This window comes from Ferrimonas sp. SCSIO 43195 (assembly GCF_023716685.1).
GTDB classification, from domain to species: Bacteria; Pseudomonadota; Gammaproteobacteria; order Enterobacterales; family Shewanellaceae; genus Ferrimonas; species Ferrimonas kyonanensis.
In genome coordinates, this window is sequence record NZ_CP072679.1 from 150,231 (window position 1) to 173,294 (window position 23,064).

25 protein-coding genes are annotated in these 23,064 nt (G+C 58.9%); 16 read left to right on the forward strand and 9 right to left on the reverse strand.

Annotated features, from left to right (window positions below; genetic code table 11):
* The first annotated feature begins 4 nt into the window (after nucleotides 1–4).
* From rpmG to mutM, 3 genes are all read left to right on the forward strand, one after another.
* Nucleotides 5–175 carry a 50S ribosomal protein L33 gene (rpmG, locus tag J8Z22_RS00670; RefSeq protein WP_028112610.1) on the forward strand — a complete coding sequence of 57 codons (171 nt, stop codon included), beginning with the start codon at nucleotides 5–7 and terminating at the stop codon, nucleotides 173–175.
* A gap of 100 nt (nucleotides 176–275) precedes the next feature.
* On the forward strand, nucleotides 276–728 hold the full coding sequence (locus J8Z22_RS00675; protein WP_028112611.1) for a hypothetical protein: 453 nt from the start codon (nucleotides 276–278) through the stop codon (nucleotides 726–728).
* The gene (gene mutM, locus J8Z22_RS00680) at nucleotides 721–1,533 is read left to right on the forward strand and encodes a bifunctional DNA-formamidopyrimidine glycosylase/DNA-(apurinic or apyrimidinic site) lyase (protein WP_252008346.1); all 813 of its coding nucleotides are present in this window, start codon (nucleotides 721–723) and stop codon (nucleotides 1,531–1,533) included. The genes J8Z22_RS00675 and mutM overlap by 8 nt, the downstream gene beginning before the upstream one ends.
* Nucleotides 1,534–1,539: 6 nt before the next feature.
* On the opposite strand, the gene coaD is transcribed toward mutM, so the two are convergent.
* Nucleotides 1,540–2,025, reverse strand: a complete 486-nt coding sequence (gene coaD / locus J8Z22_RS00685) for a pantetheine-phosphate adenylyltransferase (protein WP_028112613.1) — start codon at nucleotides 2,023–2,025, stop codon at nucleotides 1,540–1,542.
* Nucleotides 2,026–2,266: 241 nt separating this feature from the next.
* Here coaD and J8Z22_RS00690 point away from each other — a divergent pair, with 241 nt between their 5' ends.
* Genes J8Z22_RS00690 through J8Z22_RS00720 form a run of 7 tightly spaced genes read left to right on the forward strand, consistent with a single transcriptional unit; the run spans nucleotide 2,267 to nucleotide 9,250 of the window.
* On the forward strand, nucleotides 2,267–3,661 hold the full coding sequence (locus J8Z22_RS00690; RefSeq protein WP_252008347.1) for a nucleoside-diphosphate sugar epimerase/dehydratase: 1,395 nt from the start codon (nucleotides 2,267–2,269) through the stop codon (nucleotides 3,659–3,661).
* On the forward strand, nucleotides 3,658–4,518 hold the full coding sequence (locus tag J8Z22_RS00695) for a glycosyltransferase family A protein (protein ID WP_252008348.1): 861 nt from the start codon (nucleotides 3,658–3,660) through the stop codon (nucleotides 4,516–4,518). Before J8Z22_RS00690 ends, J8Z22_RS00695 begins: the two co-directional genes overlap by 4 nt.
* 8 nt (nucleotides 4,519–4,526) lie before the next feature.
* A complete protein-coding gene (locus J8Z22_RS00700; RefSeq protein ID WP_028112615.1) occupies nucleotides 4,527–5,588 on the forward strand; it encodes an N-acetylneuraminate synthase family protein in 1,062 nt (353 codons plus the stop codon).
* 53 nt (nucleotides 5,589–5,641) lie between these two features.
* The gene (locus J8Z22_RS00705; RefSeq protein ID WP_028112616.1) at nucleotides 5,642–6,451 is read left to right on the forward strand and encodes a cytidylyltransferase domain-containing protein; all 810 of its coding nucleotides are present in this window, start codon (nucleotides 5,642–5,644) and stop codon (nucleotides 6,449–6,451) included.
* A complete protein-coding gene (locus J8Z22_RS00710) occupies nucleotides 6,448–7,419 on the forward strand; it encodes an N-acetylneuraminate synthase family protein (RefSeq protein WP_252008349.1) in 972 nt (323 codons plus the stop codon). The genes J8Z22_RS00705 and J8Z22_RS00710 overlap by 4 nt, the downstream gene beginning before the upstream one ends.
* A complete protein-coding gene (locus tag J8Z22_RS00715; RefSeq protein WP_252008351.1) occupies nucleotides 7,400–8,068 on the forward strand; it encodes an acetyltransferase in 669 nt (222 codons plus the stop codon). The genes J8Z22_RS00710 and J8Z22_RS00715 overlap by 20 nt, the downstream gene beginning before the upstream one ends.
* 6 nt (nucleotides 8,069–8,074) lie before the next feature.
* Nucleotides 8,075–9,250, forward strand: a complete 1,176-nt coding sequence (locus J8Z22_RS00720) for a DegT/DnrJ/EryC1/StrS aminotransferase family protein (RefSeq protein ID WP_252008353.1) — start codon at nucleotides 8,075–8,077, stop codon at nucleotides 9,248–9,250.
* 62 nt (nucleotides 9,251–9,312) lie between these two features.
* Here the strand turns inward: J8Z22_RS00720 and J8Z22_RS00725 are convergent, their stop codons facing one another.
* The 6 genes from J8Z22_RS00725 to J8Z22_RS00750 all read right to left on the reverse strand — a co-directional run bounded on the left by J8Z22_RS00725 (nucleotide 9,313) and on the right by J8Z22_RS00750 (nucleotide 15,858).
* A complete protein-coding gene (locus J8Z22_RS00725) occupies nucleotides 9,313–10,392 on the reverse strand; it encodes a glycosyltransferase family 52 (RefSeq protein ID WP_252008355.1) in 1,080 nt (359 codons plus the stop codon).
* Between the two features lie 24 nt (nucleotides 10,393–10,416).
* Complete coding sequence (locus J8Z22_RS00730; protein ID WP_252010432.1) at nucleotides 10,417–11,454, reverse strand: CDP-glycerol glycerophosphotransferase family protein; 1,038 nt, start codon at nucleotides 11,452–11,454, stop codon at nucleotides 10,417–10,419.
* Between the two features lie 74 nt (nucleotides 11,455–11,528).
* Entirely contained in the window at nucleotides 11,529–12,308 is a 780-nt protein-coding gene (locus J8Z22_RS00735) for a glycosyltransferase family 2 protein (RefSeq protein ID WP_028112622.1), read from the reverse strand.
* Nucleotides 12,309–12,536: 228 nt separating this feature from the next.
* The gene (locus tag J8Z22_RS00740) at nucleotides 12,537–13,652 is read right to left on the reverse strand and encodes a glycosyltransferase family 4 protein (RefSeq protein WP_252008357.1); all 1,116 of its coding nucleotides are present in this window, start codon (nucleotides 13,650–13,652) and stop codon (nucleotides 12,537–12,539) included.
* 96 nt (nucleotides 13,653–13,748) lie between these two features.
* Nucleotides 13,749–14,747, reverse strand: coding sequence for an NAD-dependent epimerase (locus tag J8Z22_RS00745; protein ID WP_252008359.1), 999 nt, complete (start codon nucleotides 14,745–14,747; stop codon nucleotides 13,749–13,751).
* A 64-nt stretch (nucleotides 14,748–14,811) separates the two neighbouring features.
* Nucleotides 14,812–15,858: a glycosyltransferase family 9 protein gene (locus J8Z22_RS00750; protein WP_252008361.1), complete on the reverse strand. Its 1,047-nt coding sequence runs from the start codon at nucleotides 15,856–15,858 to the stop codon at nucleotides 14,812–14,814.
* A 151-nt stretch (nucleotides 15,859–16,009) separates the two neighbouring features.
* Between J8Z22_RS00750 and J8Z22_RS00755 the strand changes: the two genes are divergently transcribed.
* On the forward strand, nucleotides 16,010–16,714 hold the full coding sequence (locus tag J8Z22_RS00755) for a 3-deoxy-D-manno-octulosonic acid kinase (protein ID WP_028112626.1): 705 nt from the start codon (nucleotides 16,010–16,012) through the stop codon (nucleotides 16,712–16,714).
* On the opposite strand, the gene waaA is transcribed toward J8Z22_RS00755, so the two are convergent.
* Nucleotides 16,695–17,969, reverse strand: a complete 1,275-nt coding sequence (waaA, locus tag J8Z22_RS00760) for a lipid IV(A) 3-deoxy-D-manno-octulosonic acid transferase (protein WP_252008363.1) — start codon at nucleotides 17,967–17,969, stop codon at nucleotides 16,695–16,697. The two genes, J8Z22_RS00755 and waaA, sit on opposite strands and share 20 nt — an antisense overlap.
* 108 nt (nucleotides 17,970–18,077) lie before the next feature.
* Between waaA and J8Z22_RS00765 the strand changes: the two genes are divergently transcribed.
* The 5 genes from J8Z22_RS00765 to glpG all read left to right on the forward strand — a co-directional run bounded on the left by J8Z22_RS00765 (nucleotide 18,078) and on the right by glpG (nucleotide 22,506).
* A complete protein-coding gene (locus tag J8Z22_RS00765; protein WP_084144389.1) occupies nucleotides 18,078–18,788 on the forward strand; it encodes a TetR/AcrR family transcriptional regulator in 711 nt (236 codons plus the stop codon).
* Nucleotides 18,789–19,020: 232 nt separating this feature from the next.
* On the forward strand, nucleotides 19,021–20,220 hold the full coding sequence (locus tag J8Z22_RS00770; RefSeq protein ID WP_252008365.1) for a glycine C-acetyltransferase: 1,200 nt from the start codon (nucleotides 19,021–19,023) through the stop codon (nucleotides 20,218–20,220).
* Between the two features lie 5 nt (nucleotides 20,221–20,225).
* Nucleotides 20,226–21,251, forward strand: coding sequence for an L-threonine 3-dehydrogenase (tdh, locus tag J8Z22_RS00775; RefSeq protein WP_252010433.1), 1,026 nt, complete (start codon nucleotides 20,226–20,228; stop codon nucleotides 21,249–21,251).
* A gap of 110 nt (nucleotides 21,252–21,361) precedes the next feature.
* Complete coding sequence (gene glpE / locus J8Z22_RS00780; protein WP_028112630.1) at nucleotides 21,362–21,682, forward strand: thiosulfate sulfurtransferase GlpE; 321 nt, start codon at nucleotides 21,362–21,364, stop codon at nucleotides 21,680–21,682.
* Entirely contained in the window at nucleotides 21,679–22,506 is an 828-nt protein-coding gene (gene glpG / locus J8Z22_RS00785; protein ID WP_028112631.1) for a rhomboid family intramembrane serine protease GlpG, read from the forward strand. Before glpE ends, glpG begins: the two co-directional genes overlap by 4 nt.
* Here the strand turns inward: glpG and J8Z22_RS00790 are convergent.
* Complete coding sequence (locus tag J8Z22_RS00790) at nucleotides 22,500–22,916, reverse strand: flagellar basal body-associated protein FliL (protein WP_028112632.1); 417 nt, start codon at nucleotides 22,914–22,916, stop codon at nucleotides 22,500–22,502. The two genes, glpG and J8Z22_RS00790, sit on opposite strands and share 7 nt — an antisense overlap.
* Nucleotides 22,917–23,064 lie beyond the last annotated feature (148 nt).

The following is a 23,064-nucleotide window of genomic DNA, read 5'->3' on the forward strand; positions in this document are numbered from 1 at the left end:
AATCATGGCAGCTAAAGGTGGTCGTGAGAAGATCCGTCTGGTATCCACTGCTGGTACTGGTCACTTCTATACTACAGACAAGAACAAGCGCAACATGCCTGAAAAGTTCGAAATCAAAAAATTCGATCCTAAGGCGCGTAAGCACGTTCTGTACAAAGAAGCCAAAATCAAGTAATTGATCCTGGACTCTTGAAAAACCCGGCTTCGGCCGGGTTTTTTTATGGGCGATAAAAAACTACAATTTCAGAATAACTTAACTGAAGTTGAGCGTGCTTATGGCGAAACGTCGTACCTGGAACAACGTGCTGATTCTGGCGTTGTCCCTGTTTGGCATGCTGATGCTGTATGTCAGCAACCTGATCAGCCCCAACAGCAGCAGTTACCCGCTGTTGCCGGAGGGAGCCGGCATCGAGGCTCTGGTGATGCAGGAGCTGGTGGTGCGCCGCGACGGCGAACACTGGCGTTCGGCGCCGGCGGTGGCCGACGCTCAACTGCAGGCGCTGATGGCCCATTGGCGTGAGGCCAGGTTGCTGCCCATCGCCGAGCCGATTCCGGCGCCGATGCAACCGGTGCAGGTGGACCTGTATCTGGATGACGGCTCGGCGCCGATTACCGTGTTGATCTATCCTCGCTACGGCTACCTGAAGCTGCTGGGGCAGCCGCAGTGGTGGAAGCTGCTGTCGGCCGAAGGCGCTCAACTGTTAAACCGAGAAGGGAAGGATGCCTGAATTACCGGAAGTGGAAGTGACCTGTCAGGGGATCCGTCCCCACTTGCAGGGGCGGTGCGTCACCGAGGTGGTGGTGCGACAGCCGCAACTGCGCTGGCCCATCGAGCCGGAGATTCTGCAGATGCAGGGGCAGGCGATCACTGGGGTGCGGCGACGGGCCAAGTACCTGTTGCTGGAAACCGACATCGGGGTGTTGATTCTGCACCTGGGCATGTCCGGCAGTCTGCGGGTGCTGAAGCCGGCACCGGCGCCGGAAAAACACGACCATCTTGACCTGGTGCTGGACAGTGGAGCGGTGCTGCGGCTTAACGATCCACGACGCTTCGGCGCCGCCATCTGGTGGACGGGGCCCATGCCTGAGCATCCGCTGCTGGCCAAATTGGGCCCTGAGCCCCTCACCAGCGCATTTAATGCCGATTACCTGATGTCGCAGCTTCAAGGCAAGAAGAAGGCCGTTAAACTGGCGCTGATGGACAACCAGGTGGTGGTCGGTGTAGGCAACATCTACGCCAACGAGGCGCTATTCAGCGCCGGCATCGATCCCCGCCGTCCTGCCGGTACCCTGAGTCATGCCCAGGCGTCGCAATTGGTGGATGAGGTGAAAACCGTGTTGGCTCGGGCCATCAAGCAGGGGGGGACCACCCTCAAAGACTTCACCCAGGCCGATGGCAAGCCGGGGTATTTCGCCCAGCAACTGCTGGTGTATGGTCGTGGCGGCGAGGCGTGTCCGTTGTGTCGGCAGACTCTGACCGAGGTGAAACTGGGGCAGCGGGCAACGGTGTTTTGCGACCGCTGCCAGCGCTGAATCGGTTTACCGGTTTTTCAGTTTGGTGGCGACCGCGGCATCCACCAGCGGGTGCAGGAACTCGCTGACATTACCGCCATGAGAGGCCACGTCCTTGACCAGGCTGGAGGAGATGAAGGTGTACTCCTGAGCCGGGGTCAGGAAGATGGTTTCCATCTCCGGGTGCAGGTGACGGTTCATGCCCGCCAGCTGAAATTCGTATTCGAAATCGGCCACCGCCCGTAATCCCCGGACCAGCACATCGGCCTGTTCGGCCTTGGCGAAATCCACCAGCAGCCCTGAAAATCCCTTGATGGTGACGTTGTCGATGTCGTCGGTAATGCGCTGCGCCAATTCCACACGTTCATCCAATGAAAACAAAGGCTTCTTGCTGGCACTGGCGGCGATGCCGACCACCACGTGGTCAAACAACTTGGCGCTGCGCTTAATCAGGTCCAGGTGGCCATTGGTGATGGGGTCGAAGGTTCCCGGGTAGATGGCGATGCGTTTCATGTGGGCCTCTGGTGAATGGGTTAGAATGACTGCGCTCCGGCATGAAATTTTGAGTCAGTCGCCGGCGATGTTGGTGTAGAATAGCAGCTTTGCAAATACTGCTGTAGTTTCAGTATTTCCAGTGTTTTTTATCCTTTGGGTCAACGCAGGCCGAGGGGAAAACCGGTGCTTCCACAGACCGTCTGGCGACGAACGGGGTCGGCAGTGGCAGGATAAGACAGAGTAGAAGGCGAACGATTCTATGAAAAATGTGGTCATCTTTGGTGCGTCCAGCGGCGGTAAGATCGTCGCCGATGCCTTGCTGCGTCAGCCAGAGCGTTATCGACTGAAATACTTCCTGGACAATGACACGTCCCGTTGGGGTCAGCAGTTGCTGGGCATTAGCATCGCCGGTGGCATGGATGAGCTGGCGGTTCTGGCCAAAGCGGAGCTCATCGATAAGGTGATCGTGGCCATCTCCAACATCGGTGAAGATGACCTGGCGGTGATCTCCGAGACCTGTCGTCAATGGGACATTGAGCTCAGAATCATTCCCCAGGCGCTGGACATCGTGTTTGAGGATCCGATTCTCAACCAGATGCGCGAAGTCAGCGTGGCCGATCTGCTCGGGCGCCACGAAGTCAGCCTGGCGGATGATCGGGTGTCAGCAGAGATTCAGGGCCAGACCGTGTTGGTAACCGGTGCGGCCGGCTCCATTGGCAGTGAGGTGGTGCGCCAGGTGGCAAAGTTTGCCCCCGCCCGAATCATCGGTCTGGACGTGAATGAAAATGACCTGTATCTGCTGGAGCTGTTTGTCGGCCGTCATTTCCCGGAGATTGCGTTTTCGTCGGTGATCTGCTCGATTCAGGATCGCACCGAGCTGGTGCGAGAGTTGACGGGACAGGGCATCGATGTGGTGTTCCACTGCGCCGCCCATAAGCATGTGCCGCTGATGGAGCGCTCGCCGGTGCAGGCGGTGAAGAATAACGTTCTCGGGACCCTCAATGTGGCCCAGGTGGCCGATGAGTTGGCCATCGGCCGCTTCGTGCTGATCTCCACCGATAAGGCGGTCAATCCCACCAACGTCATGGGGGCCTCGAAGCGGGTGGCCGAACTGATTGTGCTGGAGATGAATCGTCGCTCCGATACCCGCTTCATGGCGGTTCGCTTTGGCAACGTGCTCGGCTCTGCCGGCAGTGTGATTCCCATTTTCAAGGAGCTGCTGAAAGAGGGGCGGGATCTGACCATCACCGATGAACGCATGACCCGCTACTTCATGACCATTCCCGAGGCGGCCCGGCTGGTGATCGAGTCCGGGGTTCAGGGCCAGGGGGGTGAGTTGTTTGTGCTGGAGATGGGCGAGCCGGTGGAGATTCTGACCCTGGCGCGCAAGATGATCGAGCTGTCACGGGCTCAGTCCGACATCAAGATCATTGGCCTTCGTCCCGGAGAGAAACTGTACGAGGAGCTGTTCTACGACATGGACAGCGTGATCCCCACCGATAATCGCAAGATTCTGCTGTCCACCGCCGAGGCGGATCAGCAGCTGGACCTGACCCAACTGCGGCAGGAGCTTGAGGCGGTCATCGCCGATGCCAGTGGCAGTCGGTCCTTCCTCGGTCGTTACGTGGCCAGCTTTAGTGGAGCACAGGCATGAGGACTCTGGTGGTCACCCACGTCTACCAGCAGGCCAAGCCTTACCTGACCGAACTGTTTGCCTCCATCGCGGCGCAAACCGACCAGAATTTTGATTGTGTGGCGTTCAACTATGGCCTGGACGCACCGCTGACGCAGTTCGGCTTCGTTGGTACGGAAGTGGCCAATGAGCATAATCTGGGCATTCCGGATGCTCGTGACTGGGCCTTGCGCTATGCCCTCGAGCAGGGCTATGAGCTGGCGATTTTCATCGATGCCGATGACGTGATGGCCGCCGACCGGGTGGCTCGCACCAAGGCGGCCTACAGCGACGAATATGGTTTCTACTACACCGGCCTTAATCTGCTGTCGAATCGTCAGCGTGACTTTTTCGAGGGGCAGCAGCCGTCTCAGGTGACATCGGTGGATGCGCTGATGGCGCACAACTTTGTCGGCCTGTCCCATTTCGCCCTCAATGTGAAGGCGGCAGCGGCGGTGATTGAGGCCATGACCTGTCCACTGGACGTCGTTGCCTACGATTGGTTTCTGACCTCGGCGTTGCTGCTTAATGGCCTCAAGGGCAAACGGGTGGACAGCACCACCTACTACCGTATTTATGAACAGAACACCGCCGGCTTTACCAACAGCCTGACCCCGGAGAAGCTGAAACGCACCGTTGAGGTTAAAGCGATCCATTATCGGGTTATGACGGAGTATTGCCGGGCCCATGGCTTCAGTGCCATGCTTACGGCTTACGCCGATCGACGGCACCACTATCAAGGGCTGCTGGCGCAACTTGAGGCGGAAACGCCGGCTCAGATGCGGCAGAGACTCACGACTATTCATCCCACCAATGCCTATTGGTGGAGCGCAATTTAGGAGCTGTAATGAACAGTAAAGTTATCAAGCTGGGCGATCGCGAGATCAGTAACTTTGGTCGCCCCTACGTGATTGCCGAGATCGGCGCTAACCACAATGGGGATATGGAACTGGCGAAATCGATGATCGACTCTGCGGTCGACAACGGTGCCGATGCGGTGAAGTTCCAGTCCTGGAGCAACACTTCGCTGATCGCCAAAGAGGAGTACGATCGCAATCAGAGCTATGACGATTGCAAGAAGAAGCACTTCGGTTCCCTGTTTGAGATGGTGGACAAATACGCCCTGAGCACCGAGGACCATCACGAGCTGAAGCGCTATTGCGATGACAAAGGGGTGGCGTTCTGCTCCACTCCGTTCTCAGAAACCGAAGCGGATTTGCTGGAGTCGTTGGGGGTGCCGTTTTTCAAGATCGCCTCCATGGACATCACCAACCTGCGCCTGCTTAAGCACGTGGCGGCAAAAGGCCTGCCGGTGATCATCTCCACCGGTATGTCTACCATGGCCGAGATCGATAATGCCGTGGCAGCCATCGAGTCCACCGGCAACCGCCAGATCGTGATTCTGCACTGCATCTCCATCTACCCACCGGCGATGGAAGACGTCAACCTGGCCAACATCAGCATGTTGATGCAGGCTTACGACTACCCCATCGGTTTCTCCGACCACTCCATCGGCAGCGCCCTGCCGCTGGCCTCGGTGGCGCTGGGCTCCTGCCTGATTGAGAAGCACTACACCACCGACAAGGATTTGCCGGGCTGGGATCACGCCATCTCCGCCGATCCGGCCGAGCTGAAGGTGATTTGCGACGAGTCCCGCAACATTCAGATCGCCATGGGCTGCAGCAAACGGGTGGTGTCCGAGGCCGAACTGGCCAAGAAAGACAAGTTCCGCCGCAGCGTGGTGCTGACCCGGGATCTGCAGCCAGGTCATGTGCTGCAGGCCAGCGATTTTACCTTCAAGCGCCCGGGAACCGGCATTCCTCCGGAGATGGAGATGCAGGTAATTGGCCGCACCATGAAGGTAGCCAAGGGTGAAGACGAACTGCTCAGCTGGGATGATCTGGGCTAAGTAAACCGACAACAATAGAGGGCGCCGTCGGCGCCCTTTAGGAAACTAACTGCATGAAAACCGTAGCCTGTATTATTGCTCGCACCACATCGACGCGGCTGCCACTGAAAGTGCTGCGCAGCTTCGATTCCGAGCGTCGTGTGTCGATGCTGGACATCATCAGCACCAGTTTGAAAAAGGCCCGCCGGGTCGACGACATTTTTCTGTGCACCTCCAGCGAAAGCTGTGACGACATCATGGAAGACGTGGCCGATAAAAATGGCATCCAGCTCTACCGCGGTGCGGCGACCGCGGTGATCGAGCGGATGCTGGCTGTGGCCGAGCAGACTCAGGCGGACTACGTCATTCGGGTCACCGGTGACAACGTGTTTACCGCCGGTGACATGCTGGATGAGCAGATTGGCCAGTGTTACGAGCAGCAACTGGATTACTGCCGGGTGGTAAACGTACCGCTGGGGATCACCGCCGAGGTGATCAAGGTGACGGCACTGAAGGACATCTACGCCAAGATCGATCCCGAGGTCAGTGAGTATCTGATGCTGTTTGCCTTTGATCCGAGCTGTTATCGCTGCGGTGTGCTCAAGGTGGATAAGGATTACAGTCATTTCAGCCTGACGGTGGATACCCCGGCGGATCTGGCCGTTGGCCGGGCGCTGTTGCGGGAGCTGGGGGATCGGGCCGATGCCGTGTCCCTGGCCGGAGTGCTGCGTATGCTGGATCAGAAACCGGATACCTTCAAGGCCATTCCCATGGATACCAACATCAAGTTGCCCTACGGCAAGAATGTCGACTTTGCCGCCTTCCTGGCGGATCAGCAGCGACGCATTGATGCCTGCCACGTGGTGAAAGAGGTGCAGTTATGATTGTGATTGCCGAGACCGCCTTCAATCATGAAGGGGACTTTGATTATCTGTTGAGGTTGATCGATGCCGCCGCCGACAGCGGTGCCGACATGATCAAGTTTCAGGTGCTGATCAATGCCGATGAGTTTGTCAGCCACGGTGCCAACAGTCACGGGTTGATCACCAGTTGGTGTTTCACCTTAGAGCAGTGGCAGCAGGCGTTGGATCGGGCCGAATCCCGAGGGTTGCGGCTGTTCCTGATGCCGCTGGACACCGCCGCGGTTGCCCTGTGCGAGCGCCCTTCGGTGGAGTTTGTCGAGATCCATTCGGTCAGTTTCAATGACCAGGCATTGATTGACGCGGTACAGGCTCTGCCCAAGACTCTGGCCTTTGGCATTGGTGGTCGTACCCTGGAAGAGGTGGAGTACCTGGTGGCCACCTATGGTGAGGATCGGTTGTTGCTGATGCACGGCTTTCAAGCCTACCCCACCGACATCGAAGACGTCTGCTTTGAGCGCATCAATCATTTGTGCCAGCGCTTTCCCGGAGTGCGCATCGGCTACGCCGATCATTCACCGCCAGACAGCGATGAATCGCTGGAGGCCTGTTTGATGGCTTACGCGCGCGGGCTGCGAATCTTTGAAAAGCACGTCACCCTGGAAGCGGAGCGCACCGATGCCCAGGCTGGATTATTGCCGCAGGCGATGGCCCACTTTGTGGCCAGAATGCGGCGTTTTCATCGCCTCGGCAACCCGGATGCGGCCAGCTGGCAACCGATGACCGACGCCGAACTGGTGTATCGTCAGCGCCAGAAGCAGGTGGTGGCCGCCGAAGCGATTGAAGCCGGTCAGGCCTTTACCCGTAACAACCTGATGTTGTGCATGCACACCAGCGCTGGCAGTCATACCCGCATCAGTGACCTGTTGGGTCAATCGGCCACAAGCAGTTACCGCAGTGGTGAGGTGATCGATGAGCCTGCCGCAGACTGAGTGGTTGCAAGGCCTGAAAGCCGAGGGCCGAGCGGTCTATGCCGTGTTCGGTGCCGGTGGTCATGGCAAGGTGGTGGCGGATGCCATCGAGCAGCAGCACCCCGGTTGTCAGGTGGTGGTATTTGACGATGCCGACGATGCGTCGTCCGCCTGGCCGCTGATGGGCGGTGAGCAGCAACTGCTGGCTTGCCGATCCCACCTGGACGGCGTAGTCGTGGCCATCGGCAGCAATCCGGTGCGCCTGGCGATGCAACGGCGTTTACAGCAGGCCGCAGTGGCGATGTTGACCGTAGTGCACCCTCGTGCTTGCGTCAGCCAGTATGCCAGGCTCGGGGCTGGAACCGTGGTGTTGGCCCACGCCGTCATCAATGCGGATGCCCGGGTTGGTGACGCGGTGATCGTCAATTCTGCCGCCGTGGTTGAGCACGACTGCCGGGTCGCCGATGCGGTACACCTGAGTCCGGGCGCCGTGATGAGCGGTGGCAGTCAAGTGGGCCAGTGCAGCTGGCTGGGAGCGCAATCCTGTTTGCGTCAATTAATTACCGTGGCCGATGGCGTGACCGTCGGTGCGGGCGCGGTGGTGGTGGCCGATGTGGCGGCCAATGACTGCGTGGTGGGCGTCCCCGCTAAACCCCTGAAGTCGGAGTAAGACAACGTGTTGAATACCCCCTTTTCCCCCTGGCCCAGTTACAGCCAGGAGGAGGCCGATAAGGCCGCCGAAGTGATCCTGTCCAACCGGGTGAACTACTGGACCGGCGGCGAGTGCCGCGAGTTTGAGAAAGAGTTTGCCGCCTGGTGCGAGTGCAATTACGCGGTGGCAGTGACCAATGGCACCGTGGCCCTGGATCTGGCCCTGAAGGCGTTGAACATCGGCGCCGGTGACGAGGTGATTACCACCTCGCGGACGTTTCTGGCCTCGGCGTCGTCCATCGTTACTGCGGGGGCATCGCCGGTGTTTGCCGACGTGGATCTGGACACCCAGAATGTCAGTGCCGACACCATCGAGGCGGTGCTGACCGAACGCACCAAGGCGGTGATCGTGGTGCACCTGGCGGGAATGCCGGCGGAGATGGACGCCATCATGGCGTTGGCAGAGCAGCGCGGTTTCTACGTCATCGAAGACTGTGCCCAGGCCCATGGTTGTCGCTACAAAGGCCGCCCGGTGGGCAGCATCGGCCATATCGGTGCCTGGTCGTTCTGCCAGGACAAGATCATGACCACCGCCGGTGAGGGGGGCATGGTGACCACCAACGACAAAGCGTTGTGGGCGGCGATGTGGAGCTACAAGGACCATGGCAAGAGCCATGCGGCGGTGTATGAGAAAGCCCATCCGCCGGGATTCCGTTGGCTGCACGAGAGTTTCGGTACCAACTGGCGCATGACCGAAGTACAGGGGGCCATCGGCCGTATCCAACTGCGGCGGATGGCCGACTGGCAGGCCAGGCGCACCGCCAACGCCGAGCGCTTGCTGAGCACCGCCAGTGAGTTTGCCCTGATTCGGTCGATACCGGTGCCGGACTACGTCACGCACGCCTGGTACAAGTGTTATCTGTTTATAGAACCTTCACAGTTGGCGCCGGGCTGGAGCCGGGACCGCATCGTGGCGGCGATCAACGACGCCGGGGTGCCGTGCATGCAGGGCAGTTGTTCCGAGGTGTACAACGAGAAAGCCTTTGATGGCACCGGTTGGCGTCCGGCTACGCCACTGGCCAATGCGGTGCAGTTGGGGGAGACCAGCCTGATGTTTTTGGTGCACCCGACGCTGACCGAGGCCGAGATGGACACCAGCTGTGAGGTGCTTCAGCGGGTGCTGACTCAGGCTCAGCGCTGAGTGTGTCGGCCAGAAACTAACAAGGGCACCCTAGGGTGCCCTTGTTGCGTGTTATGAGTTGTTCAGTCGTTACTGACGCTGATGAGGGCCTGTTCCAGAGCCTGTTGCCAGCGAGTGGGGTCGCTGCCCCAGCGGCCCAGAGTGTCGGCCAGAGTGGTGTCCGCCAGGGTCAGTCGGTGGCAGTGCTGCTCGAAGCCGGTGCCGGCGGCGGACAGGATCGAGATGGCCGGTATCACCGAAGGCATACCCAGCAAAATCGCCTCCAGCGGCACCTTGGCGTTCAGCACGGTGCAGCGCTGGGCAAACTCCTGGTACTGGTCGGTGTCTTCTGCCGGGTGAATCTTCAGGTACACCTGATAGCCCTGGGCCATCAGGGCGTCGATCAGGGTGCGGTAGATGGTCAGCTTGCCGGCCACCCCGCAGCCAGCGATATTCTCTATGGGCTGGGTACTCAGCACCGCCTCGCGCTGGCCGGTGTGTGCCGGTGGCGTCAGCCGGAACAGCGTCAGCACCATGGCTGATTGTTCCTTGGGATCGAGGAAATCGATCTTAACCGCTTTGTGACTGATGGAGTCGGGGGCCCGCTCCGGCGTAAGCAGGTGCACCTGTTGGCAGCGGGGGCTTTCACCAAACACCTTATAAGACGGCGTACGACCGGTGAGTAGCCGCCCCAGTTGCTTGAAGGTCTTTACCGGCAGTTTGCGGTAGTTGCCTTCGCCGTCTTCGATGATGGAAAACTGGGGCACCACTCGACTGAACAGGCGGGCCATCTTGTTCTTTTCATTGAACAGCACCATTTGCGGCTGTTCGGCCTCCAGCAATGCTCGGGACAGGGCCGGGGACAGGCTGGCTAACTGTTCGCAGAAGTGACGACGGAAGCGAGCCGGCGCCGGCAGATCGCGCATGGCCAGAAAATAGAACAGGGTGCCGGTCAGGGTTTTGCTTTGCAGTTTGCTGGTTGCCCGGCGGCTGAGCAGGTGCACCTGAATGTGATCGGGCAGCACCTCGGTATCCAGCAGGTCGGGGGTAATGCCCTGGTAGTCGGCAAACAGCACCACGTGAGACTGCACCTGAGGACGGGCATTGGCTCGTAACACGGCAAACAGCAGGTGACGCACGGTGGAGCAGACGTAAAATTCCATGGGGATTCCTTTGCCGAGTCCGGTCTACCAGCGCCAGTAGCCCAGGCTCTTTCGTTGCTTGAAGCGGCGGATCAGATTCAGTGGCTTGGCCTTGAGGTGCCCCAGCCCGGATTCGATCAGAGTGTTGACCGCCACCAGGACTCGCTCGGTGGAGCGGCCATCCCGGTAGGGGTGCAGTTGATTGCTGAATGCCTCGATGGCGGCCATCAATTCCGCCGGGCGGCTTTGGGCCAGCTCGAGGGCATCGGCAATCTGCTCAGGCTCGGTGACGTTGAGCAGGTGTGGCTGTGGTGTCTGAGTATTGAAGGTGACCACTGGCTTTTGCTGCAGCAGGAACATCAACAACATCGATGAGGTGTCGCACAGCATCAGATCGGCGGCCTGCAGCAGCGGGATGACGTTGTCGGTTTCGACAAAGGTCAGGTTATCGTTTTGCATCCCCTTATAGGTGTCGATCACCGCCTGTTCCATCTTGGGATGGAACTGCACCAGAATGCGCCACTTGCCCGAGTCTCTCAGCGCTTCAAGCTCGGGTACCAGTTTTTTGGCGCAGCTGTACTTCTGAGAGAAGGTGGAGCAGAACAACAGAGTGGGCCTGGGGTCGCTGGCGTCGAGGTAGGGGTTATCGGCGCAGGGGGTAAACAGCGGGTCCAGGTTGGCCCAGCCGGTTTCCACCACATCGAAGAAACCATGTTGCTTGGCCAATTCCACGAACGGAGCGGTGGTGTTGGGGCCCTGAGTGCAGTAGAGATCGAAGCAACCGCGAATCTCGAAGTGATCTTCGCGGCCCCGGCTGTTGATCTTGCCGGAGTTGAAGCCATGGAACACGCCCACCTTGATGCCGGGAATGAAACTGGGAACCACATTGCCAGGCACCAACACCGCATGGGGCTGCCACGCGCGTACCTCATCGATGCTCATCAACCGGCGTTCGTCCGACGCCAGAAACCCCGGGTCAACCTCATCGGTGGCCAGAAACCAGCACACCTCGCCGCCATGAGCCCGAATGGCCTGTTGCAGCGGCCGTAGCATGGCGTAAGCGTAACTTTGATGGATGAACATCAGATAGCGTTGATTATGACAGCGATGCACGTGGTACCCGTTAATGTCTGTTCGTCGATAAGCCGGTTTTGCGGTTACTTCTTCGGGGGATTGTCGCGGCGGTATTCCAGATACCACAGCCCGGCGTATTTGTTGAATGACGCCTGGGCGAACATTACCGCCATCATCAGGCCGCGACGGCCATCGAGGAAGCCCAGGCGAATGATGTAGATCAGCAAGAAGGTCCACAGGGCTCGCAGTACCGCCACTTCCGGTCCCAGGCTGGGTTTGCCCTGTTCGAAGTATTTCTGTGTGGTTTCCCAGGAGTAGGTGCGGTTTTTCTCCATCAGGTGGTCGAAACCGCGCAGGGAGTTGTGCATCAGGAAGCCGTCCTTAATGGTGGACATCTTGCCTTCGGTGACCACGTGGGCATGGACCACCACCGGGGTGATGTGGGCCCCTTCCCGCTTGAACAACCGCTTGGGTGCCCGAGCGGAGCGGCCGTGCTTCATCAGCTTGTCCATGATGACGTTGCCCCAGGGCAATTTGAAGGCGGTCTCTTCGATGGTGTCCTGGGCCAGGATGTTGCCGATGGTGCGCTTCATGTTGTCGTCGAGCCACTCGTCGGCGTCGATGATCAGCGCCCAGTCACAGCTGGCCTGATCCAGGGCTCGCTGCTTCTGAAAGCCGTCACCCGGCCAGTCTTCGGTGATCCACACCTTGTCGGTGTACTCACGGACAATGTCGATGGTGCTGTCGGTGCTGCCTGAATCGAACACGATGATCTCATCTGCAAATCCTTTGAGTGACTCCAGGCAGGGACGGATCCTGTCCTCTTCATTCATACAAATAATCAGGGCAGATAGGGTGTGCATCGATGTGATCCTTTCAGGGTTAAGAGCGGCCTATAGAATGCCAGTAATGGTGTGCCCTGACCGACTCAGAATCAACGTTTGTGACGGCGGTGGGCAAAGTCGACCAAAGGATATGATTCGGGATGTTAAAAGTCTAGTGACAGAGGGGGATAGAGGCAGAGAACCGATCGATTGTGGATGAAAAAGCGCTGCGGCTGTTGTTGGCGGTGACCGCAGCGCTGGGCCATTCTACAGGCGTCCGGTCAGCTGCTTATACAGCTGCAGGTGCTTATCGATGCCCTGTTGCACATTGAAGATGGCTTCGATGCGCTGGCGGGCATTGGCGCCAAAGGCGTCAGTCTGATCCCGATCCTGCCACAAACGGGTGATCGCTTTGCCCAGGGCCGGGGCGTCGCTGGGATCCACCACGTAGCCGGACTCGCCGTCTTTTACCAGCTCGGCATTGCCGCCGGTACTGGTGACAACCGCGGCCCGGCCGTAGGCCATGCCTTCAAGAATCGCCCGCGACAAGCCTTCCCGTTTGGTGGTCGGTAACACGATGATGTCGCTGGCACCAGAGACCTGAGGGGCGTCGTTGCGATAGCCCAGGGCGATCACCTTGCTGGGGTCTACCGCCTTGGCGGCCATCTCCTTGACCTTGGGATCATCAGGATTGGCGCCCACCAGCAGGGTGTAGATGGGGGCATCTTTGGGAAAGTGATGGGTGGCTTCCATCAGCACGTGCAGGCCCTTGCGGGGCCGAAGGTTGGCCACCAGCGACAGGGTAAAGGCATCGTCGGGCAGGTTCAGCGCCGACAGGTCGGCTTTGGGGGCCTGATACCAATCCAGGGAATGGCCCTTGTAGATGGTGATCAGCTTGTCCTTGTTGCCCCACAGATGCTTGCGCAGATCCAATTCCACCGCCTTGGCTACGCAGACAATCTTGTCGATGCGGGGGTGCAGCATGTTCAGGTAGCTGGAGGGATCGTAGCGTTTAATGCTGCCAGTCTGACCGCGGTAGGCGATCACCTTGACCGGCAGGCCGATGGCGGCGGTAGCGCCGTTACTGATGGCGCGGCTGTTGAACAGGTGCAACAGTTCAAAGCCCTGGTCACGAATCAGTTTGCGGATGAAGCGAATGCTTTTGAGCGATAACTTGCCGTCGATCTTATGGGGAATGACCGTCAGGCCGTTGTCGCGGTAGTAGTCCACCAGAACCGATTCTGGGCTGCAAAGTACGCTGATGTCGGCCTCGCCGGATTGCTGCAGGCCGAACAGTTGAGCGGCTTCGGGACGCACCGGGTTGAGGTTGCTGCGGCCAAGGTAGTCGGCGATGACCAGGACTTTGATTTTCTGTTTTGACATGAAATTGAATCGGTTCTCTGGATGATAGGAGGATGCTAGAGGGTTGCCAGGAGGAACACAAGGGAAGCCGGGGCTTCCCTTGTGGGGCGAGGGCTCTTAGCCATAAAAAGCACGATACCAGTCGGCGAATTTCTGCAGGCCATCGGCCAGGGAGGTATCCGGGCTGAAGCCGACCGCCTGTTGCAGGTTGTCGGTGTCGGCGTAGGTGGTGTAGACGTCACCGGCCTGCATCGGTTTCATGTTGAGCTTGGCGGTGACGCCCAGAGCCTGCTCCAGGGTGCGGATAAAGGTCATCAGCTCCACCGGTTGATGGTTGCCGATGTTGAACAAGCGGTAGGGGGCGCTGGAGCGATCCGGGCTGGCGCAGTCGTTGTTGTCATCCCGCTCCGGTACCTGCTCCATTACCCGTACCACGCCTTCGACGATGTCGTCGATGTAGGTGAAGTCCCGCGACAGCTTGCCGTGGTTGAAGACATCGATGGGCTCGCCAGCCAGCATCTTCTTGGTAAAGCTGAAGTAGGCCATGTCCGGCCGTCCCATGGGGCCGTACACGGTAAAGAACCGCAGACCGGTGGTGGGCAGGTCGTACAGGTGGCTGTAGGTGTGGGCCATCAGCTCGTTAGACTTCTTGGTGGCGGCGTACAGGCTGATGGGGTGATCGACGGCATCGGCTTCACTGAACGGTACTTTCTTGTTCATGCCGTACACCGACGAGGAGGAGGCGTACACCAGGTGTGGCACCTTCTGCTGACGACAGCCTTCGAGGATGGTCAGCATGCCGGCCAGGTTGGAGTCCAGATAAGCCATGGGGTTGTCGATGGAATAACGCACGCCGGCTTGGGCGGCCAGGTGGATCACCCGATCGAATTTGTCGTTGGCAAACAGCCGGGCCATGCCGTCCCGATCCGCCAGGTCCTGTTCGACAAACTGGAACCCCGACTGGGGCAGCAGTTGCTTCAGCCGGGCTTGTTTCAGCTCGACGTCATAGTAATCATTGAGGTTGTCCAGACCAACGATTTGATGGCCTTCGGCCAGCAAACGCTGGCTGACGTAGTAACCGATGAAACCGGCGGCGCCGGTGATCAGAATGCGCATGACGCTGTTCCTATAACTGCTGCCCTGAGTCTGCCCCAAAGCAAAAAATGGAATATTGGCTGGCTTAAGTGTACGCCTCAAGGGCGCCGTTAACCTGTTCAATGACGGTATCGACATCGATGGCGGCCATCAGTTCGGCGCCTTTGGCTCGGGTGCCAAAAGGGATCTGTGCCAATGGCGCCTGCTGCTGTTGCTCCACGTGTTGCTGATAGCAACTGGCCACCCAGTGCCGATACCGGTAGGGGCCGGTGCGAGCCGGATTGGAGTGGGCGTACAGTCCCACCACCGGGGTGCCCTGAGTGACGGCCATGTGGGCCGGACCGGTATCGGGCGCCAGTACCAGCGTGGCCCGTCGCAACAGCGCCAGCAGTTGTTTCAGGTTGGTTTGCCCCACCAGGTTGACCAGTTGGGTATTGGCATGCTGTTGGATGGCGTCGGCCAGGGAAAGTTCCAGAGCCGCCGGACCGCCGCACAGCATCACCGTCATGCCGAGGCTGGCAGCATGGTCTGCCACGGCGGCATAGCGCTCTGGCAGCCAGTTGCGCTCGGCTTTACTGGCGGCGGCGCAAATCACCAGGGTGCGTTGTCCGTCGGGAATCTGCAGGGCGGCAAACTGGTGATCGGCCACGCTGATGGGCATGTTCCAGCTTGGATCGGTGTCGGTTACCCCCAGTTCGCGGGCAAAATTCATAAAACCGTCCAGCACGTGGGGACTGGCCTGGGGGGCGATGCGGTGGTTGGTAAACAGCCACTGCCCCTCTTTGGCCCGGTCTCGATCAAACCCCACCTTTACCTTGGCACGAATGCCCAGGGTGGCCACCGAGGCTCGCAGGGCAACCTGCATGTGCAACAGCACATCGAAATGGCGGCCTTTGAGGGTGCGCCACAGAGCCTTGTACCCCTGCCAGCCCTGGCGTTTGTCGAACACGACCAGCTCGACACCGTCGAGACCGTCCAGCAGGGCGGCTTCGATCTTGCCCACGATCCAGGTGATGGCGGCATCGGGGTGACGCTTTTGCAGCGCCTGCACCATGGCCACGGCATGACAGACATCGCCGATGGCCGACAGGCGCATGATGCAGATGGAGTTAACTTTGCTTGGAATGGGCATAATTGGGCTGGTGGTTGCCGTAAAATCGCAAGTTTAAAGAAATTCTCGGCGCTGACCAAGTGCCGTTTGGGTTTGTCGGTTGCGTTGCCCGGGTTGTGGCTCCACAATGGCGTCACTTTTGTGATTTCTAATGGCGCCACCGAGAGTTGTCATGCAATTGACTGAACACCGAGAGAACACCCTGCTGCTGGCAGACGACAGTCCGGCCAAGGAGTGTTGGTTTGACCGGGAATGGCTTCAGCGCGGTAACCGCATTGATGGTCATTCCGATGCCAGTGGCCGAAACCCGGCGCTGTTTCTGAAGATCGACGGCGGTCATTTTGTGCTGCGTCATTACTACCGGGGCGGGTTACCGGGCAAGCTGATTGAAGATGCTTATTTGTGGCCGGGCCTGAATAAGACCCGGGCCTATCGGGAGCTGAAGTTGCTGGAGCAGATTCAGGCGCTGCAGTTGCCTGCCTGTCGACCGGTTGCCGCTCGCATCGAGCGCCAGGGATTCAGCTACCGTGCCGACCTGATCACCGAGCGACTGATGGGCTGTCAGGACCTGGTGGGGGCGCTGTCTCAGGCGTCGTTGAGCGAGTCGCGCTGGATTCAGCTGGGTCAGGTGCTGGCCCGGTTCCACCAGGCCGGGGTCTACCATGCCGATCTTAATGCCCGCAACATTCTGCTGGATAGCGAACAGTTCTACCTGATCGATTTTGACCGCGGTGAGATGCGCAAACCCGATCGCAAATGGCAGCAGGCCAACCTGGACCGGTTGCAGCGATCACTGCGCAAAGAGGCGCAGCGGGTCTCCGGGCTGAAGTGGCAGGAGAGTGACTGGTCGCTGCTGCTTAAGGGGTACCGGCTGTAATGGCGTCGCGGATCACCTGAAGTTGTCGCTCGGTGGCACCGCGGTTCTGAGACACGAACAGCAGCGCCGCCTCGCCCATGCTCTGCCGCTGACGGCGATCATTGAGCAGGCTGCGCAGGGTCTCGGTCAACTGACCTTGATTCGCCACGGTGAGCAGCGCGCCGTGTTGCTGCAACTGATCGCCGATCTCCTGAAAATTGAAGTAATGCGGTCCCATTAGCACCGGTTTACCAAACGCCGCCGGTTCCAGTGGATTGTGCCCGCCTCGCTCGATCAGGCTGCCGCCCACCAAGGCGATGTCGCAGCCGCCGTACAATCCCATCAACTCTCCCATGGTGTCGCCCACCAGTACCTGGGTGTCGGCAGCCACCTCGGTGGTCTGGCTGCGGCGTTGCAGGGTCAGTCCGGCCTGTAGGCACAGGTCGGCGGCATGATCAAATTGTTCCGGGTGCCGGGGCACCAACACCAGCAGTAACTCAGGGTGGGTGCGCAGCAGTTGCTGATGGCTGGCCACAACCTGCTCGAACTCACCGGGGTGGGTGGACGCGGCAATCCAGCGGGGGCGGGCACCAAACAGTGTTTGCCCCAATTCCGCGGCCTGCTGACGGGCCGGTTTGTCGATGGGGATATCAAATTTCAGGCTGCCGCAATCGATAAGACGGGCGGCGCTGACCCCTAATTTGACCAAGCGGGCGCCGTCGTTGCTGTTCTGGGCGGCCACCGCCGTGAGTCGGTTCAGCATCGGCCCCACCAGCTTGGGAAACCGGCCGTAACCCCGGGCGGAGCGCTCAGACAAGCGGGCGTTCGCCAGGATCACCGGAGTGTGGCGGCAGAAACTGTGGTGGATCAGGTTAGGCCACAGTTCAGTTTCCATAAGAATGATCGCTTTTGGCTTTAATTTGTTCAGGAAACGGCGCATTATCAGCGAATGATCCATGGGCAGGTAGCAGTGAAAGACGCTGTCGCCCAGGTGTTTTTTGACCTGCTGTGATCCCGTCGGAGTGGTGGTGGTCACCAACAACGGGGTGGTCGGATACTGCTGTTGCAGCTTTCTGATCAACGGCAGTGCCGCCAGGGTCTCACCCATGGAGGCGCAGTGGATCATCAGTGGACCGCTGACCCGTGGGAGACCCAGTGCGAACCGTTCCCCTAGCCGGCCTCGGTAGTCCGGACTCTTGAGTGCACGCCAGCCGAAATAGAGCAGCGCCAAAGGGGTAGCAAGAATAAGCAGTAAGCTGTAACTGATTCGGTTCATGGTTGGATAACTATCAGGGAGACGCCCGCATCATAGAGCAGGGCGCATACTGTTTCAAATCTAGCCACGCCAAGGTAAGCTAGCGGGTGACAAAGAGAAGGCGAGCCCATGAAAACTAAAGATAAAATTATTCTAGCCAGTTGTGAGCTGTTTAATCAGCATGGCGAACGGGCGATTACGACCAATCACATTGCGGCCCATCTTGGGATCAGCCCGGGTAATCTGTATTACCACTTCCGCAACAAGGAAGACATCATTCGCAGCATCTACAGCGAATATGAAAGCTACATTCTGGAGGCATTTCGCCCCTACGACGTAGAGAGCGAGAGTGATCTCGGTTTTATGGTTCGTTACCTGGACGGAATGTTCAAGGTGATGTGGCGCTACCGGTTTTTCTACGCCAACCTGGCGGACATTCTCAATCGGGATCAGGAGTTGCGTAAGCGCTACATCGAAGTGCAAAAAAAGATGGACGTGCAGTCCTCCAGTGCATTGCGGATTTTGCGTGACAACGGCACCGTGGTGCTGGCGGACATCTACATTGCCGATCTGGCCCAGACCCTGAAGATGATCATCACCTGCTGGATCGGATTCCAGAGTGCCCAGAAGGTGGATGGCAACCTGTCTAAAGATGAGATCTATCAGGGTGTGCTGCGGGTGTTGACCACCTTCCGTGGCTACATCTCTGAAAAGGCGCGGCCGGAATTTGATCGCATCGAAGCCCAGTACCGGCAGTTGCTGAAGCAGGTGGAAAGCCGCTCCGAAGCGTCTATGGCCGACGAATCGCTGTTGGATACGCTCAAGCCATCGGACCAGTAAATCCCACTTTTGTTGCATTAAAGCGCAATTTGCTGCTGCGTTGATCGCGCTCCCTCGTTAGAATGTCGGCAATAAAAAAAGATGGCCGACGCTCATCAACGACGCCACCTCCTCCGTCCCCAGACCGCCGCGGCACAGAATCCTGTGCCGCCTGACACCGGCGTGACCACGGAGAGGAGCGCTGCGGCGTCGACCATTGGTCCAATAATTCAGGATGCCAACGGGAGGCAGCATGTCATCTTCTGCATTTTACGCTCAGATTCAGCAACAGCTGGAGGGCGTAAAAGCCGATGGGCTTTACAAGCATGAGCGGGTGATCACTTCACCTCAACAAACCGCCATCGAAGTGAGCAGCGGCGAAACGGTCATCAACTTCTGCGCCAACAACTACCTGGGACTGGCCAATCACCCGACCCTGGTGGCGGCGGCGCAGCAAGGGCTCAGTGATCACGGTTTTGGTATGGCCTCGGTGCGGTTTATCTGCGGCACTCAGAACATCCATAAGCAACTGGAAGCCAAGCTGTCCGAGTTCCTGGGAATGGAAGACACCATCCTGTACTCCTCCTGCTTTGACGCCAATGCCGGCCTGTTTGAAACCCTGCTGGGCCCTGAAGACGCCATCATCAGTGATGCCCTCAACCACGCCTCCATCATCGATGGCGTTCGTTTGTGCAAAGCCAAGCGGTTCCGCTATGCCAACAACAACCTGGTCGAATTGGAGCAGTGCCTGCAGCAGGCGGCCGAAGCTGGCTGTCGCCATATGCTGATCGCCACCGACGGCGTGTTTTCCATGGATGGTGTCATCGCCAACCTGGAAGGCATCTGCGATCTGGCGGACAAGTACGGTGCCCTGGTAATGGTGGATGATTCCCATGCGGTCGGCTTTGTTGGTGAAAACGGCCGTGGCACCCACGAGCATTGTCAGGTGATGGAGCGGGTCGATATCATTACCGGCACCCTGGGCAAGGCCCTGGGCGGCGCCTCCGGTGGCTTTACCGCCGCCAAAAAAGAGGTGATCGATTGGTTGCGTCAGCGCAGCCGTCCCTACCTGTTCTCCAACTCCCTGGCCCCGGCCATCGTGTCGGCCTCCATTGAGGTGCTGGACATGATTGCCGACGGGCATGAACTGCGTGCTAAGCTTTGGGACAATGCGGCGCATTTCCGCGCCCGCATGAGCGAAGCCGGTTTTACCCTGGCTGGTGCCGACCATGCCATCATTCCGGTGATGATCGGGGACGCGGCGTTGGCGGCAGAGTTTTCCGACCGACTGTTGGCCGAGGGGATCTACGTCATTGGCTTCTCCTTCCCGGTGGTACCGAAAGGGGCGGCGCGAATCCGTACTCAGATGTCGGCGGCGCACACCCGGGCTCAACTCGACCAAGCCATTGATGCTTTTATCCGCATCGGCAAAGAGCTGGAGATCATTGCATGACCACCATGAAAGCGTTATCGAAGCTTAAGCCGGAGATGGGCATCTGGATGGTGGAGGCGCCCAAGCCCAAGCTGGGTCACAATGATCTGCTGATTAAGATTAAGAAGACCGCCATCTGCGGTACCGACGTGCACATCTACAACTGGGACGAGTGGTCGCAAAAGACCATTCCTGTCCCCATGGTGGTGGGCCACGAGTACGTGGGTGAAGTGGTGGACATGGGCCAGGAGGTGCGCGGGTTTGCCCTCGGCGATCGGGTCTCTGGCGAGGGTCACATCACCTGCGGTCACTGTCGTAACTGCCGAGGCGGCCGCACTCACCTGTGTCGCAATACCATTGGTGTGGGCGTGAACCGCGAGGGGGCATTTGCCGAGTATCTGGTGATTCCGGCCTTCAATGCGTTCAAGATTCCCGACGACATCAGCGACGATCTGGCGTCGATCTTCGACCCCTTCGGCAACGCGGTGCACACCGCCCTGTCGTTCGATCTGGTGGGTGAAGATGTGCTGATCACCGGGGCCGGCCCCATTGGTATCATGGCGGCGGCGGTTGCCAAGCATGTGGGCGCTCGCCACGTGGTGATCACCGACGTCAACGATTACCGGTTGGAGTTAGCCGCCAAGATGGGCGCGACCCGGGCCGTCAACGTCGCCAAAGAGAAGCTGGAAGATGTCATGGCCGAGCTGGGCATGACCGAAGGTTTCGACGTGGGGCTGGAGATGTCCGGTGTGCCCAGTGCCTTTAATTCGATGCTGGAAACCATGAATCACGGTGGCAAGATTGCCATGCTGGGCATTCCTCCCGGCAGCATGGGCATCGATTGGGGCAAGGTGATCTTTAAGGGGCTGGTGATCAAAGGGATCTACGGCCGCGAGATGTTTGAGACCTGGTACAAGATGGCCAGCCTGATTCAGTCTGGGCTGGACATCACTCCGATCATTACCCACCACTACCACATCGATGAGTTCCAACAGGGCTTCGATGTGATGCGCAGTGGTCAGTCGGGCAAGGTGATCCTGAACTGGGACTAACGTCGTTGCCGGCGACGGTGCGTTCACAAGGTCGGCCATGCGCCGGCCTTTTTTATTCGGCGACGTTTTCGTTAAGATGGGGCAACGAGCGGAGCCCGCAGGAGGACAGTGTGGCCAAATACGACAATATCGACCTGACGCAGTTGCAGTCGTTGCAGCAGCAGGGAGAGGTGCAACTGGTGGACATCCGTGACCCGGAGGCGTTTGCCCGTGGCCACATCCCCGGCGCGCTCAGGTTGCATCAGGGCAATCTGGCTCAGTTTATGATGGAAGGGGAATACGACGACCCACTGGTGGTGATCTGTTATCACGGCATCTCCAGCCAGAGCGCGGCCGAGTATCTGGCGGAACAGGGGTTTGAGCAGGTGTTCAGCCTCATCGGCGGCATGGAGGCCTGGTCGAAATCCGGTGCCGAGGTGGAGGCAGGATGATCTCCCTGGGGGTATTGAATCAGCCAAGGGCGGCGCAGGCGTTTGTCGATTACCTGGCCAGTCGCGGCATTCAGGCTCAGCTGCAGCCGCTGGAGCAGGGGGTCGAGATCTGGGTGGCCGATGCCGATCACGACGCCGCCGATCAGGAGCTGCAGCGATTTTTGCAGGATCCGAATCATCGGCGCTATCACGAAGCCAGTTGGCATACTGGCAGTACCAGTAATGGTCTGAACTATGGCAAGCCGCTGTCTCAGTCCCTGGCCGGCATACTGTCACAGGCTGGCCCGTTGACCCTGGTGGTGATGCTGGTGTGCATCGCCATCTACATCCCCTGGTTTCTGGGGTGGCAACGGCCCCTGTTTGATGCACTGCACTTCTTTGGCAGCTGGCAGGCCTTCTCGGTGCAGGAGTTCTGGCGGGTATTTACCCCGACGCTGATCCACTTCGACCCCATGCACATTGTGTTCAATCTGCTGTGGTGGTGGTATCTGGGGGGCAAGCTGGAGCTGCGTCTGGGTAGCGGCAAGCTGATGGTGCTGTTGTTGGTCGGTGGGACGCTGCCGAATCTGGTGCAGTTTGCGCTCAGTGGTCCAAACTTCGGTGGCTTGTCCGGGGTGGTGTACGCCCTTGTCGGTTACAGCTGGATCAGCGGTCGATTACGGCCGCAGGCGGGCATCGGCCTGCCTTCCTCCTACATGGGGTTTCTGGTGATGTGGTTGCTGCTGGGGTTCATGGGGCTGTTTAATATGGCCAACTGGGCCCACCTGGGCGGGCTGTTGGTTGGTCTGGTTCAGGGAGCCTTAGACGCCAGGCGGCGCTACTGATACAGGAATTTGGTGAACAGCAGGTTGACCAGCAGCGGTTCACCCACCTCTTTCTCCAGCATATTGTTGACCGTCTCAAAGCAGAGTCGGCGGATCTGTTCTCGGCCGGTGAGGGATTTAATTCTCTCTTCGGTCTGCTCGCCAAGAATCTCGATGATGGTACTGCGGATCAGTGGTGCATGATGCTCGACAATGGCCACGTTGCTGGCATCTTCCAGCATCAACTCGATGTTGACGCGAATGTAGCCCAGGCGCGAGGATTCGGTAACGTAGTTGGTGACAATCTCCGGTTCCAGTCCGTAGTAGCCATAGCTGTCGGTGGCTTCGGCCTCTTCCGCCGGTGCTTGTTCGGCGTGCACTGAAGGACAAAGCACCAGGGCCAAGATAAACATAATGTTGGCAAATCGCATTCGGCTTGTTTCTCCAATCGCACGTGTAGGTAGTCAGCGAGTCAACTCTAATACAGAGTGAGGCTTGGCTCCACAACTAGTTTTGATACTATGTGTGATGCCAATCGAATTCGCAGTCTGCCGAAGTGTGCGCAGGCGCCGCCGCAAC

Coding starts and splice junctions, on each gene's coding strand:
- J8Z22_RS00690 (WP_252008347.1), top strand. CDS start 2,267: ATGAAAAATGTGGTCATCTTTGGTGCGTCCAGCGGCGGTAAGATCGTC.
- J8Z22_RS00750 (WP_252008361.1), bottom strand. CDS start 15,858: ATGCCCATTCCAAGCAAAGTTAACTCCATCTGCATCATGCGCCTGTCG.
- J8Z22_RS00765 (WP_084144389.1), top strand. CDS start 18,078: ATGAAAACTAAAGATAAAATTATTCTAGCCAGTTGTGAGCTGTTTAAT.
- J8Z22_RS00730 (WP_252010432.1), bottom strand. CDS start 11,454: ATGTTCATCCATCAAAGTTACGCTTACGCCATGCTACGGCCGCTGCAA.
- mutM (WP_252008346.1), top strand. CDS start 721: ATGCCTGAATTACCGGAAGTGGAAGTGACCTGTCAGGGGATCCGTCCC.
- waaA (WP_252008363.1), bottom strand. CDS start 17,969: ATGAACCGAATCAGTTACAGCTTACTGCTTATTCTTGCTACCCCTTTG.
- J8Z22_RS00790 (WP_028112632.1), bottom strand. CDS start 22,916: ATGCGATTTGCCAACATTATGTTTATCTTGGCCCTGGTGCTTTGTCCT.
- rpmG (WP_028112610.1), top strand. CDS start 5: ATGGCAGCTAAAGGTGGTCGTGAGAAGATCCGTCTGGTATCCACTGCT.
- glpG (WP_028112631.1), top strand. CDS start 21,679: ATGATCTCCCTGGGGGTATTGAATCAGCCAAGGGCGGCGCAGGCGTTT.
- J8Z22_RS00710 (WP_252008349.1), top strand. CDS start 6,448: ATGATTGTGATTGCCGAGACCGCCTTCAATCATGAAGGGGACTTTGAT.
- J8Z22_RS00770 (WP_252008365.1), top strand. CDS start 19,021: ATGTCATCTTCTGCATTTTACGCTCAGATTCAGCAACAGCTGGAGGGC.
- J8Z22_RS00695 (WP_252008348.1), top strand. CDS start 3,658: ATGAGGACTCTGGTGGTCACCCACGTCTACCAGCAGGCCAAGCCTTAC.
- J8Z22_RS00715 (WP_252008351.1), top strand. CDS start 7,400: ATGAGCCTGCCGCAGACTGAGTGGTTGCAAGGCCTGAAAGCCGAGGGC.
- J8Z22_RS00705 (WP_028112616.1), top strand. CDS start 5,642: ATGAAAACCGTAGCCTGTATTATTGCTCGCACCACATCGACGCGGCTG.
- J8Z22_RS00745 (WP_252008359.1), bottom strand. CDS start 14,747: ATGCGCATTCTGATCACCGGCGCCGCCGGTTTCATCGGTTACTACGTC.
- J8Z22_RS00700 (WP_028112615.1), top strand. CDS start 4,527: ATGAACAGTAAAGTTATCAAGCTGGGCGATCGCGAGATCAGTAACTTT.
- J8Z22_RS00675 (WP_028112611.1), top strand. CDS start 276: ATGGCGAAACGTCGTACCTGGAACAACGTGCTGATTCTGGCGTTGTCC.
- J8Z22_RS00725 (WP_252008355.1), bottom strand. CDS start 10,392: ATGGAATTTTACGTCTGCTCCACCGTGCGTCACCTGCTGTTTGCCGTG.
- J8Z22_RS00740 (WP_252008357.1), bottom strand. CDS start 13,652: ATGTCAAAACAGAAAATCAAAGTCCTGGTCATCGCCGACTACCTTGGC.
- tdh (WP_252010433.1), top strand. CDS start 20,226: ATGAAAGCGTTATCGAAGCTTAAGCCGGAGATGGGCATCTGGATGGTG.
- J8Z22_RS00735 (WP_028112622.1), bottom strand. CDS start 12,308: ATGCACACCCTATCTGCCCTGATTATTTGTATGAATGAAGAGGACAGG.
- J8Z22_RS00755 (WP_028112626.1), top strand. CDS start 16,010: ATGCAATTGACTGAACACCGAGAGAACACCCTGCTGCTGGCAGACGAC.
- coaD (WP_028112613.1), bottom strand. CDS start 2,025: ATGAAACGCATCGCCATCTACCCGGGAACCTTCGACCCCATCACCAAT.